This is a genomic window from Schinkia acidoalkalinis, from assembly GCF_054301215.1.
Window position 1 is genome coordinate 515657 of sequence record NZ_CP182573.1, and the last position, 13616, is coordinate 529272.

Below are 13616 nucleotides of genomic sequence, written 5' to 3' on the forward strand. Positions count from 1 at the left end.
CGTTTACCGACATTAAATCAAAATAAATAGAGTAGGCGCATGAATTAAATCATGCGCCTACTCTATTCGTTTGCATTTTTACAATAGCGATCGAAGGCACCAGCAAGGTCAATCATCACAATTGGAATATAATAGGAAAACGCAAGAACCGTCCCCTATGTTTCCTTTTTTTGCGGCACCATAATGTGTCCACTTTTTTCATTATTTAATAGTGTCTGGGTAATTAACTTTGATAGTTGGCTTGGTTTATAAGGCTTTATTAAATAATCATGTGCTCCAAGGGAAAAACCGCGTTCTTTTTCTTCAAGGGCAGATGATACAAAGATTGGGATATCCTTTAATTGCTTGCTATCCTTCATCTCTTTCATGATGGTCCAACCATCTACCTCATCATCAAGCATGATATCTAAAACGACTACATTCGGTGCAACTTTTTTCATTTGCTCTAATGCTTTTTGACCACCGTTGAAGTATCTAACTTGAAAGCCATTATCCTGTAACTCTCGAGTCAACAGCTCCGCTAGATTTAGATCATCCTCAATAATCATTACAGAGTATTTAGATGCGGAATCCTTTTCCACATCCTGACGAAACCCCTTCTCAATCATTGTTACCATTGGAAATTGAACAGTAAAAGTACTGCCCTTCCCATATTCTGATTTTACTGAAACGACACCATCATGGGCTTTGATAATTTCTTCAACAATAGAAAGTCCAAGGCCGGTGCCTCCGATTCTCCTCCGGTCTGAATTATCAACCCGATAAAACGGTTGGAATAATTTAGGGATTTCCTCTTCAGGAATACCGAGCCCTTCATCCTTTACATCAACCGCTACCATCCCGTTCTTGCTATACACGCGAATGAGGATGGTTCCCCCGTTCGGAGAATATTTAATGGCATTGCTTATCAAATTTGTATAAACCTGCTCTAATCTAACCTTGTCCCCTAGTATCATCGTTTCCTCATTTTCAACTAGTAGTTCTATCTTATGCAGATCTGTATTCACCTTTTGCAGCTCTACGACATTTTGTAAAATCGTAACAATGTCTATAAATTTCTTCTCGTACATTTGTTTTCCGGATTCCATCCTTTGGATATCTAGAAAATCATTAATTAGTGCGGTCAGCCGTTTGGCTTCATTATAAATCGTATGCAAATATTTTGTTTTTCTTTCTGGCTTGATTTCCTTTGTTAACAACAATTCAGTAAAACCAAGAACACTTGCCAGCGGTGTCCTTAATTCATGGCTCACGGTGCTAACGAATTCAGATTTCATCTGAGCTATTTCATATTCTTTTGTGATATCTCGATGGACAAGCAATGTTCCAATATTCCCTTGACTATCATTAATTGCCTTACAATACACTTTAACTACTTGATTGCTGTTCTTTATCAGATAAATAAAAGTATGTTCCCCGTTAGGTTGAACAATCGATTTTTTTAGAATATCCTCGAGCAATGCAAGGAATTCACTTTCCTGAACCTGATCTGCCATCATGCCGCTCCATTCTTGCCATGATAGCCCCAAGATTTCTTTTGTTGAATCTTCCCAATTGAATAGTTGAGTTAATGGATTGTTAACCTGAACGATGTTACGATCTTGATCAAGTAACTGAATTCCTTCTTGAACGGTATTAAGGATATCCTGGTTAATTCGCCGCTCTTTCTCGGACTGTTCAAACATCGATATTTTGGCGAGATAAATCGTAATTTGTCTGGCTAATGTCTCATATTCCTCCAGCTCATTTTGTGAAAAAGAATCTCCAAAACGCGTAAACACCATGATGGCTTCGACTTCATGATTGGAAGAAATAATTGGTAAATAAATATCATAGCTATAGTTGACCGTTTCATGATATCCTTTTTCCTTTGGTGGTTGTTCCCGCATTACCGTAAACGGCTTCTTATCAGTTATTAATCTACTAACTAAACCACTATCTAAATTGTCTACAAATTGTCTGATACCTGCATTGGAAATTCCGTAGGAAGCTATTGCCTTATCCTCTAAAATAGCAATAATCCCCTTTTCCGACCTGGTAATATTACACATACTTCTAACAATACTATGAAGGACCTCATCCTTATTTAGGGAGGTTGAAATGCTATTGATTAATTTATTTCGCAGTAAGAGTTTTTGTTTATTTTCCGATATATTAACAAGAAGTGATTGCAGTTCTTCCTGTTGCGCCTGGAGTTCTTCCTGCTGTGCAATTAATTCTTCATTATGTGCCACCAAGTCTTGCTCTTTCTCCTGAACACTTTTTATCATTTTTTCAAAAGCAATAGCTAAAGTACCAAGTTCATCCTTCCTACTTGGGTCTACTGTTAAAATTGCATCTCTGCCTGCTGCAATCTCATTCGCCGAAAATGTGAATTCCGCTAAGGGCTTTCCAATTTTCTTAAAAAAGATACGTAGAAGGGTTATTAGGATAATCAATAATAAAATAAGAAAGCTAACAATGGTATATTGAACGACTAATTGTTGGGTCGTAAGTTGTTTAAAATGTGCTTTAAGCTTTTCCTGAAGACCTGCGCTATATGATTCGGAATGCTTAAGAAATCTCTCAACTTGTATGGTTATATCATCATTATCAAGATCGACACTGGGGTCTTTTTCCTGTTCATATTTTTGAACAACTAAAGGGAGAACTTGATGAAAATAGTAGGTTGTAAACTGATCTATTTCTTGATAAAACGCTCTTTCTTCCTTGGTTTTCATCAACTTTTCTAAATCTGCTATTCTATTTTGCAGTTCACTTTCAGCATCAAGCGTCTGTTTTTTCCCTTCTGGCACTTTAAAGGCAATGGAATCATCAACAAAAAGAACTTCTGAATTAAAATAGTCAAAGATATCATTGATGACTTCCCGCTGTTCATCAATACTTGTCCGTTGCTGAATGTAATCGTTATAGATTTTATCTTGATAAAAAAATAATGCACTGGTACCCATTATGAGGGATATAAAGGATATTCCAACTAGTGATAGTACTTGATTTGATAATGATTTTTTATAAAAGTTAACAAGCTTCATTAAAAATTCCCTCTATCAATTCTAAAAGTTTGATTGGGCTGAAGGGTTTGGCCATGAAATAATCAGCACCTGCTTGGAAGACTTTTTCCTGCTCATAGGCTTGATTCTTTGCTGAAAGCATTAAGATTCTAGTCCGATGTCCGGAATCTTCGGTTCTGATTTTCTCAATCACTTCAAGACCTGTTAATACAGGCATCATATAGTCAAGAATGACCAAATCGTACTTATTCTTTTTCAGAAAATCCATTGCTTCACCACCATCAGCAGCTTCATCAACCATATAATCCCCATCTTCTAATGTATCAGTAATGAGCATCCGAAGAACCTCTTCATCCTCTGCCAATAAAATTCTTTTCAAAGCCATGCCTCCTACAAAAGTTTATCTATCAATGGTAAAATCTCTTTATCCATTTTTCATCTGCATAAGAATCCTTTCGATTCTTACTTGGAGTTCGTTCATATTAAATGGTTTCGTTATATAATCATCTGCTCCAAGCTTTAAAGCAAGCGCTTTTTCAGCTTCCCCTTGTCTTCCAGTAAGCATTAATACCTTATACCGGTCTGCATTTTCCCCTTCTTTCAACCTCTGAAGAACCTCTAATCCATCCATCTCTGGCATCATACCGTCCAATAGTAAGAAATGATTGACATCCTCATGGGCATGTTGCGAATGTAAAAATGCAGGTCCATTTTCAAATACCTGTATGTTTAATTCTACATGGTTAATCTTCAAAGATTCTAGCATTTGCGAAAGTAGCGTCCGGATAATAATATCATCATCAATGACTGAAATATTAAGAATTTCCTTTTTATAGGAATGATAGGCTGACTGCGAACATTCAACTCTTGCCCTGCCATGATATTTAGCTTCATACAACAATTGATCTGCCTCTTTAATAGCTCCCTCTATCGTAATGGACTCATCTTCTACCATAAATACTCCAGCAGAAAAGCTTACGGAGAAACTCATTCCATTATAATTGAAAATTTTTTGCGAAAAACCTTTGATTAACTCATTCAAACGATTTTTAACTACCAAGATTGGTGTTTTTGGGAAAACGATAATAAACTCCTCTCCCCCATAACGGAAAAGGAGGTCTGAGCCTCGTATATTCTGTTTTAGAAAGCGAGCAAAATCCTTAAGTACCTGGTCACCGGCAAGATGCCCATAGGTATCGTTTATTTGCTTAAAGAAATCCAGATCTACGATACTAATGCAAAATGACTGTTTTGTCCTTTTAAAATCTTGAAAAATGCGTGGTAAACTATCGTTTAGAAACTTCCGGTTGTATACTTCGGTTAATTCATCAATTAACACGGATTGATCAAAGATTTTCTTTCTTTTTAAATGCCTGCCAACCTTTACAACAAATTCCTCTATATCAATGGGCTTATTAAAAAAGTCATCAGCACCCTTTTGATAGGCCTTTATACGTTCTTCCTTCGTATTTCTGACGCTAATCATAATCGTTGGAATAAAGTACTTTTCACTTTGCTGCTCAATCTCCTGTAAAATCTCAAAACCATCCTTTTGCGGGAGCTGAATATCTAAAATGAGGCAATCAGGCTTCCAATCGAAGTACTGCTTAACAGCTTTTACTGGGTCTGTCTGAACCATGACCATCCAACCCTGTTCCTCTAAAACATCCTTAAGCAAAATAAGCATCGAAACATCATCATCAATAATTTGGATCAGTGGTGCTTGATCATCGTGAACTACACCTTCTGTAGTAACTAATTCATCAAAGTTTTCATATTCGTATATGTGTTCTATAAAATCTATCAGAAATTTTTTTAATTCAATTTTGTCCCATGTTTGTTTCGTTGTTGGATCTAACCTATCCAGTAACTGTTGAGAAATTTGCATAAGTCCACCAAGCTCTAGTGTCCCGGAAGTACCTTTTACGGAGTGAAGGAATCGATAGACTTCCTCTCCTATAACCGTTTCGATTTGTTCTGTATCAAACCATTCCGAAAGTTTTTTTTTAATATTTTGTAATAAATGACTTTTATATTTTTGGAGATTCATAACTATTCCCCTTAATTAGATCTGCTATCTTCTCTATAAACGTGTTCTTTCTTCCCAATATACCATCTTCACATATTAATCAAAAATCGGCAGTGATATAAATCACTTTCACTAACAATTCGATTTAGATTCAAAAAATAAAAAGAAACACAAGATTCGCTCCTGTGTTTCCCCCATTCAACTAACCCGCTTAATTTTCCCTCCAGAGATTACGTGAAATTTCCTCTTTTTTCGTTCTCTTCTTTCTTGCCTAATTCTTTTGGCTAATAGCATCGGCAGCCATATAAAAGCTGCTAAAAGGAGCGCACCATGAAACAATAGCGTACCGAAATCTATAAGCTCCAACCATTGCTGTACCATTATCATTGCCACCTTTTTTAAACATTTGTTTTCATGGAAATATTGTTATATTCAACAAAGTAAGAATGTAACTCCTATACAAATTACTTGAATTATTAAAATTATACAAATATTTAAACATAAAAGCTATGAAAAAATTCACGTCATTTATGTTTAAACATCTGCCTTATAAAAATTTGTAATAGTATAATGAAATAGGTTCTGCATAGAAATCCATCGTACTCTTTTGGAGGAATTTATGAGCAAAGATGTCAGACTGAATCTTTACCTTTCCCAAATTTTATTCATTGTCCTTTTACCGATATGGTTGAAGTTAACGCAATATTTACATCCACTTGTGATTGGAATTGTTTGGTTTTGCTTGACTTCTTTTATCTTAATAGTGAGCCTTTTGGTGAAAGAGGAGAAAATGAACGTTTCGAAACAAAGCCTCGACCTTATTGTATTTTTCTATTCAATTGGACTGCTCATTTTATTATTTTTCAGACCAGAAAACCGCTACTATGGCGCTATGAATCTTATTCCTTTTAATACTGTCCTATTTTATTTATCAGGGCGCGTGGCTGTGTTGATTACAATCTATAATTTGGCGGCCAACATTGGGTTATTTATCCCATTTGGCCTTTATTATTGCTTTGTGAACCATAGGCTTATTTTTACGCGGTTACTGTTGATAAGTTGTTTCTCAATTTTGATGATTGAGGGTATCCAATTCGTTACAAAGCGGGGCAGTTTTGATATTGATGATGTAATCTTAAACGTATTTGGAGTGTGCCTAGGCTATTGGCTTTATCCGTTAATAGGAAAGGCAATAGTCATTAAGGCGAAAAAGCATCTGCCGGGTTAACCCTACCTTTTGTCCACATTTTGTTTACAACGAAAGGTGGACAGAGTATGATTAGAAAAGCGGACAAACTATTTTATGTAAAGGAGTTGACCTTTTTTGGGTAATCTACCATGTAATGAACCCGACCCCAGTTCGAACAATGAGGAAATCAAACATTATCTTATCCATAAAAGGTTGATTGCTGTAAGATAAGCTTGGCTTCCTCGAAGTATGAGGAGGATTTTTTTATGTTAAAAACTTTTATTACGGATGAACACGGGATCATTCAAGAAACAGTGGATATTGTAAAAGGGTGCTGGGTCCATTTAATCTCACCCACAGAAGAAGAGATTAACCATGTGATGAAGCGCTTGGAAATCCCGCTGGACTTTTTGAAGGACCCATTGGATGAAGAGGAACGGTCAAGGATTGAAAAAGAAGACAATAATATTTTAATTATTATTAATATGCCTTTGGTTACAAGGGATGAATTTGAGCGACCTATTTATGATACACTTCCACTTGGAATGATTATAACGGATGAATGCTTTGTTACCGTTTGTATTAAAGATAACCCCATTTTTCATTTATTTGCACAAAACAAAGTAAAACAATTTTTCACATACAAAAAAACAAGATTTGCATTGCAAATCCTATATTTAACAGCAACTTCCTTTCTTAAGCATCTTAAACAAATTAACAAAATGACTGACGAGATTGAAAATGAACTACATCAATCTATGAAAAATAAAGAACTATTTACATTATTAAATTTAAGCAAAAGTTTAGTCTATTTCACTACTTCGTTAAAATCCAATAATATTGTAATGCAAAAAATGTTACGAACTCATTACTTGAAAATGTACGAGGATGACAAAGAGTTGTTGGAGGACGTCATTATTGAGAACCAACAAGCGATTGAAATGGCTGAAACACACACCACAATCCTGAGTGGTATGATGGACGCCTTTGCTTCCGTTATATCCAATAACGTGAATATTGTAATGAAGTTCTTGACATCCTTTACGATTATATTGGCCCTTCCAACAATGGTGGCTAGTTTTTTCGGAATGAACGTTAAAATTCCATTCCAAGATTATCCACATGCCTTTTTAATCGCCATGGTGATTTCGATTATGTTTGCTAGCATTACTGCACTAATTTTCTGGAAAAAGAAGTTCTTCTGAGTACCTTCAAAAAACAAGGCTGCCCCCATATATTCTATGGATGCAGCCTTATTTTTCTTATAGCTGTTGTTGATTGCCTTCCAAATCAATTTGAACGGCTTTTTGTGGTGAGAATGTAGAAATGGCATGCTTATAAATCATTTGCTGTTTGCCATCTGTATCTAAGAGAACAGTGAAATTGTCGAACGCTTTAATCGCACCCCGCAACTGGAAACCATTTAATAAGAAAACGGTAACCCCAATATTTTCTTTACGAAGCTGATTTAAAAATTGATCTTGAATATTTATGGATTGTTTCATCGAACAGTCCTCCTCTTCTCTTTCTTTATTATCTATTTCGCTTTAAGCCGAAGCTTTCCTGCTACTAAATCCAAAATTTCTTTTTTCTTTTGTTCAAACATTTGAGCGCTTCCTACAGCTTCTGACATGTCAAACCATGCTACATCCATTTTATTTCGAAACCATGTAAGCTGTCTTTTTGCGTACCGACGAGAATTTCTTTTTAAAAGTTCGATTGACTCTTCCTTCGTTGTTTTTCCGGAAAAATAATCATAGATTTCTTTGTAGCCAATGGCTTGGATGGATTGGCAATCTTTAATTCCAGCGTTATATAATTTTTGAACCTCTTCCAATAAACCGTTTTCTACCATCATATCTACACGTTTATTGATACGCTCATAAAGGAGTTCTCGTTCCATTGTTAAGCCGATAATCTGATGGTCATAAGGAGAATCGCTCTCCTGCTCTTTCAAGTACTCCGACATCGTCAAACCTGTTTCATGATACACTTCCAACGCCCGAATCACTCGTCTAACATTATTCGGATGGATTCGTTCACAGCTTTCCGGGTCAATCAGCGTTAATTCATGATAAACACCTTCGATTCCCTCAGCCTCAATCCGTTTTTCTAAAAACAAGCGGTATTCAGGATTTGACTCTGCAACCGAAAAATTATAATTGAAAAGAACAGCTTGAATATAAAGCCCTGTTCCCCCAGCAATGATGGGGACCTTTCCACGCTGACTGATCTCTTCAATCAATTCCATTGCTAGTCCCTGAAATTCAGCTACAGAGAAATCCTCTCGAGGGTCTTTAATATCAATTAGATAATGAGGAATCCCTTGCATTTCAGTTTTTGTCACCTTGGCTGTACCAATATCCATGCCCCGGTAGATTTGCATCGAATCTCCGCTGATAATTTCCCCATCCAGCGCATGTGCTAATTCGATACTCATTTTTGTTTTTCCAACAGCTGTTGGTCCGATTATTGCGATTACATTTTTATTCATATTAGGTCACCTAGTAAAATATGGTCTCTATCCATAATAAACAATTGTTGTCATGAATACAAACTTTCATTCAGTTTTACAATAAGAAAAATTTCTACATCACCCGTTTAAACAGCTTTTCAATCTCGTACGTTGAAAAATGAATGATGATTGGTCTTCCATGTGGACATGTAAATGGATCCGTGGCCTTTCGCAAGGTTTCAAGCAAAGCAAAAATTTCATCATTACGAAGATGGTGGTTTGCTTTAATGGAACCCTTACAGGACATCATAATGGCCGCTTCTTCTCGCAGTTCATGGATGCTTACTTTTTTCTTCGTTAACACTTGCTGAATGAGTTCTTCAATGAGTTCTTTTTCTTCTCCTTTTGGAAACCATTGCGGGTGTGAGCGGATAATGTAGCTACCCCCTCCGAAAGGCTCAAGAAAGATGCCCACGCTTTTTAACTGTTCAACATGCTCTTCAATGATGAATGTCTCGTTTTTTGAATATTCTAGGGTAAGCGGCAATAGCATCTCTTGCACTTCTGCTGAGACCTGACCTACTTTTTCTTTAAAATATTCATATTTAATCCGTTCCTGGGCTGCATGTTGGTCAATGATATACAAGCCATTTTCATTTTGAGCTAATATATAGGTGCCATGCATTTGCCCGATTGGATAGAGCGGCGGGATACGCTCTTGGTCTTGCATTTGTTGTTGTTCTTGCCTTTGCAGTTGCTGCTCTTGGTTTTCGTTACTCGTTTCAAGATTACGTGTTGGATTTTGAGCTATTTTTGTTTCCACTTGAAGCCGCCGGTCAAGGTTTTCCCTTTCCACTACTGTGTAGAGTTCATTTTCGTACTCGTCCTCTTCATCTTGGTCAATCATAGTCACCGGTTCTACTACGTTTTTTGGGGCATATGTTGTATTAGAAAACTCGTGATTGATCGGTACAAACGGTGCTTCTACCGCTACTACCCGCTCCGTCTGTTCTTTAATAGCTTCCTGAAATGGTTTCCATGGTGAATTTACTTCATTTTCAAGTGTATGTTCAAGGACAAGCGATTGCTGCTCAGTAACAGGCTTTGGCTCTTTATTTACCTTAGTAACCTCAGGAATCAAAGTTAGTTTACGAAAAGCTGCCTGAATACCCCCTTTTATCAACTCACAAAGTTCGGCTTCTTTACTTAAGCGCACCTCGAGCTTTGCAGGATGGACATTGACATCCACTAATAACGGGTCCATCACAATGTTCAGGTATGCGACTGGAAATCGCCCGATTGTTAACAGTGTATGATAGCCTTCCTGAATTGCCTTTGCCAGCGCATAATTTTTAATAAAACGACCGTTTATGATGGTTGAAATATAGTTTCTGGATGCTCTAGTTACTTCTGGTTTGGCAATATACCCTTGTACTTCAAAATCGATGCTTTCCAGCTTAATCGGAATCATTTGCTTTGCAATCGACATGCCATAAATAGCAGCAAGCACCTGCAAAACATCACCATTCCCGCTTGTAAACAAAACGCGGTTGCCGTTATGGGTCAGTTGGATGGAGATTTCCGGGTGGGCTAAAGCAATTCGATTCAGATAGTCTGTAATGTTACCCAATTCAGTATGGACGGTCTTCATATATTTCAGTCTTGCTGGTGTATTAAAGAAAAGATTGCTGACAATGATTTCCGTTCCTTTCCTGCTGGCACTTGACTGATGCTCTTCGACATGTCCACCCTTTAACTTGATGTAGGTCCCTGGCCCGTTGCCGGTTGATGTCTTCATTTCAAGTTCTGAAACGGACGCGATACTCGGCAAGGCCTCACCGCGAAAGCCGAGCGTTCGAATGCGAAACAAGTCATTTTCATCTTTAATTTTACTTGTCGCATGCCGTTCAAACGCAAGAAGGCAATCATCAGGCTCAATGCCATCGCCATTATCGATAATGCGAATTTCTGCCAGCCCAGCTTCCTTTACATGCACTTCAATTCTCGTCGCATGAGCATCGATTGCATTTTCAACAAGTTCTTTCACAACAGACGCTGGTCGTTCAACGACCTCGCCTGCTGCAATTTTATTAGATAAATGATGATCTAATTGTCTGATTTTCCCCACAATATCACCTTGTTTTAAGACTTCATTAATTTTTGTAGTTTATAAAGTTCATTCATCGCATCTAATGGTGTCATTTCCAATAAATTAATCGATTGTAGAGCCTTCAATACTTGTTCTTCGTGACTGTTCAAGGACTTCTCCTTCGTTTTTCGTTCATGTTTTTCTGATGGTGTTACGAAGAAGGAAAGCTGTCCTGTGTCTTCATTCATTGATGATGGTGTTTCTTGTTTACCGGCAAACTCCACAGTAGGTTGTTGCACTTCTTCCAGCTTTACAGCAGTTTCTTTATTGCCTTGTTGCAATGGTGCCGACTTCGCGGACATACCTTTTGTGTTTTGACCGTTTTCAAGCTTGTCCAATATTTCTTTGGCCCGCTCTATTAAAATCTCCGGAAGCTCTGCCAACTGTGCTACATGAATACCATAACTTTTGTCTGCCGGACCATCTTTTACTTTATGAAGAAAAACCACTTTTCCATTTTCTTCAATGGCACTGACATGGACATTTTTTAAGTGTTGTAGAGATTCTTCCAGTTCTGTCAATTCATGATAATGAGTTGAAAATAACGTTTTCGCGCCGATTTCATCATGAATATACTCGATTATCGCTTGCGCTAATGCCATTCCATCGTAAGTTGATGTTCCTCTGCCTATCTCATCAAGCAGAATTAAACTATTTTGCGTTGCTTTCGTTATGGCATTTTTTGCTTCCAGCATTTCAACCATGAATGTACTCTGCCCTGAAACCAAGTCATCGGCGGCGCCAATCCGGGTGAAAACCTGGTCGAAAATCGGCAGAATAGCTTTTTCAGCTGGGACATAACAGCCAATTTGCGCGAGTATGGCTGTTAAAGCGATTTGCCGCATAAACGTACTTTTACCTGACATATTCGGACCAGTAATTAACAGCATTTCATTGTCCTTATCCAGGTAGCAATCATTTGCGACATAGGTACCTGAATTTAATACTTTTTCAACGACAGGATGACGGCCTTCCTTAATGACTATTTTTCTATCTGTTGAAAATTCAGGCTTCGTATATTGATGTTCTTCACTAACTTGGGCAAAGCTTTGTAAGACATCGATTTCACTAATCAGCTTTGCCAAGCTTTGCAGCTTCGGTATAAATGTTTTTACCTGCTCCCGGATCTCAACAAACAAATCATATTCCAAATCTATTATTTTTTCTTCTGCCTCGAGAATCATGGCCTCTTTTTCCTTTAGTTCAGGCGTGATATATCTTTCGGCATTGGCAAGTGTTTGTTTCCGTTCAAATCGACCTTCTGGAAGCAAATGAATATTTGATTTTGTCACTTCAATATAATAACCAAACACACGGTTATAGCCGATTTTCAAAGATTTTATGCCAGTTTCCTGTTTTTCCTTCATCTCAAGCTCAGCAATCCATTGTTTGCCATTTGTGACGGCATCGCGGTAATTGTCTAATTTTTCATGATAACCATCTTTGATAATGCCCCCTTCTTTAATAGAAAGCGGAGGATTTTCGTCAATGCCTCTCTCAATTAACGCAAGCAATGATTCGCATCGGTCGATTTCACGGAAAAGCACATTGGCATATGGGTTTTGGAGCTGCTCAATAAGCCCAGTGATGATTGGAATTTGCTGCAATGATTTTTTCAACTGAATTAAATCACGTGCATTTACATTTCCAAAGGCGACCCGCCCTGAAAGCCGTTCTAAGTCATAAACCGGCTTTAATGCTTCCCGCAATTCCTGGCGTACAAAATAATTATTCAACAACGTCTCTACTAGATTCAAGCGGTTTTCAATTTCAGTTTGCGAAAGGAGAGGGCGTTCGATCCATTGCTTTAATCTTCTAGCCCCCATTGCTGTAACAGTTTCATCTAAAAGCCATAAAAACGAGCCTTTTTTCCCTTTCGTTCGAATCGTTTCTGTTAGTTCAAGATTTCTTTTCGAATGAATATCCAGTTTCATATATTGATTCGTTTCATAATAGGAGACAGGCTGAAGATGGTCAAGAGAGCGCTTTTGTGTTTTTTCTAAATATTGCAAGAGGCGGCCTAACGTTTCTTTTAATTTCGTTTGCTCAAGGAGTTTGCTAGTTTCCAAAAGCGAGTCAGGAATCTTCGTTTCCTGTTCAAATGAAATGGTCACATTCGTCCGGTCGCGTAATTCCTGTAAATTTTGTTCGTCATGATGGGGTGGTAAAACGACCTCTTTTGCCCCAACGGAATAAAGTTCGCCGACAACATCAAACCATTCACCGGTAATAATCGTAATCTGACCTTCTCCAGTTGTGAGGTCAATGTAGGCAATGCCGTAGGTCTGGTCAGCAAAATCCGTTATTGTTGCAATATAATTATTTTCCTTTGCATCGATGACCTTTCCTTGCATGACCGTACCAGGCGTAATCATCTGGATTACTTCCCGTTTGACAACACCTTTTGCTGCCTTCGGGTCTTCCACTTGCTCACAAATGGCTACTTTATAGCCTTTTTCAATTAATTGATTGATATAATTATCAGCGGCATGATAGGGAACACCACACATTGGAATGCGTTCCTCGCCCCCTCCATCCCGGCCTGTTAATGTAATTTCTAATTCCTGTGATGCTTTAATCGCATCGTCGAAAAACATCTCGTAGAAATCGCCTAAACGGAAAAATAAAAAGGCATCCTTGTATTGTGCCTTCACTGCTAAGTATTGCTGTATCATTGGCGTATATTGTGCCATTATTAGTCCTCCAATAAATCCATGTTCCATTAAATTATAGCATTTTTTGTTGCTGTCAACACGAAAAAAAACTAGGAAGTACCTTCCTAG

At 37.7% G+C, this 13616-nt stretch carries 10 protein-coding genes; 2 read left to right on the top strand and 8 right to left on the bottom strand.

Annotated elements, in window-relative coordinates:
• Positions 1–155: 155 nt before the first annotated feature.
• From ACNQFZ_RS02670 to ACNQFZ_RS02685, 4 genes are all read right to left on the bottom strand, one after another.
• Positions 156–3032: an ATP-binding protein gene (locus ACNQFZ_RS02670; RefSeq protein ID WP_458413816.1), complete on the bottom strand. Its 2877-nt coding sequence runs from the start codon at positions 3030–3032 to the stop codon at positions 156–158.
• Entirely contained in the window at positions 3019–3390 is a 372-nt protein-coding gene (locus ACNQFZ_RS02675; protein WP_458413817.1) for a response regulator transcription factor, read from the bottom strand. Before ACNQFZ_RS02675 ends, ACNQFZ_RS02670 begins: the two co-directional genes overlap by 14 nt.
• 45 nt (positions 3391–3435) lie before the next feature.
• Positions 3436–5061, bottom strand: a complete 1626-nt coding sequence (locus ACNQFZ_RS02680; protein ID WP_458413818.1) for a response regulator — start codon at positions 5059–5061, stop codon at positions 3436–3438.
• Between the two features lie 177 nt (positions 5062–5238).
• Entirely contained in the window at positions 5239–5421 is a 183-nt protein-coding gene (locus ACNQFZ_RS02685; RefSeq protein WP_458413819.1) for a hypothetical protein, read from the bottom strand.
• 238 nt (positions 5422–5659) lie between these two features.
• On the opposite strand from ACNQFZ_RS02685, the gene ACNQFZ_RS02690 reads away from it, so the two are divergent.
• Both ACNQFZ_RS02690 and ACNQFZ_RS02695 read left to right on the top strand, forming a co-directional pair.
• Entirely contained in the window at positions 5660–6268 is a 609-nt protein-coding gene (locus tag ACNQFZ_RS02690; protein WP_458413820.1) for a VanZ family protein, read from the top strand.
• Positions 6269–6495: 227 nt separating this feature from the next.
• Positions 6496–7434, top strand: a complete 939-nt coding sequence (locus ACNQFZ_RS02695) for a magnesium transporter CorA family protein (protein ID WP_458413821.1) — start codon at positions 6496–6498, stop codon at positions 7432–7434.
• 57 nt (positions 7435–7491) lie between these two features.
• Here ACNQFZ_RS02695 and hfq read toward each other — a convergent pair whose 3' ends face one another.
• From hfq to mutS, 4 genes are all read right to left on the bottom strand, one after another.
• Complete coding sequence (gene hfq, locus ACNQFZ_RS02700; RefSeq protein WP_458413822.1) at positions 7492–7734, bottom strand: RNA chaperone Hfq; 243 nt, start codon at positions 7732–7734, stop codon at positions 7492–7494.
• Positions 7735–7766: 32 nt separating this feature from the next.
• Complete coding sequence (gene miaA / locus ACNQFZ_RS02705) at positions 7767–8723, bottom strand: tRNA (adenosine(37)-N6)-dimethylallyltransferase MiaA (protein WP_458413823.1); 957 nt, start codon at positions 8721–8723, stop codon at positions 7767–7769.
• Positions 8724–8817: 94 nt separating this feature from the next.
• The gene (mutL, locus tag ACNQFZ_RS02710) at positions 8818–10812 is read right to left on the bottom strand and encodes a DNA mismatch repair endonuclease MutL (RefSeq protein WP_458413824.1); all 1995 of its coding nucleotides are present in this window, start codon (positions 10810–10812) and stop codon (positions 8818–8820) included.
• Positions 10813–10826: 14 nt separating this feature from the next.
• Positions 10827–13526: a DNA mismatch repair protein MutS gene (mutS, locus tag ACNQFZ_RS02715; RefSeq protein ID WP_458413825.1), complete on the bottom strand. Its 2700-nt coding sequence runs from the start codon at positions 13524–13526 to the stop codon at positions 10827–10829.
• Between the last annotated feature and the right edge of the window lie 90 nt (positions 13527–13616).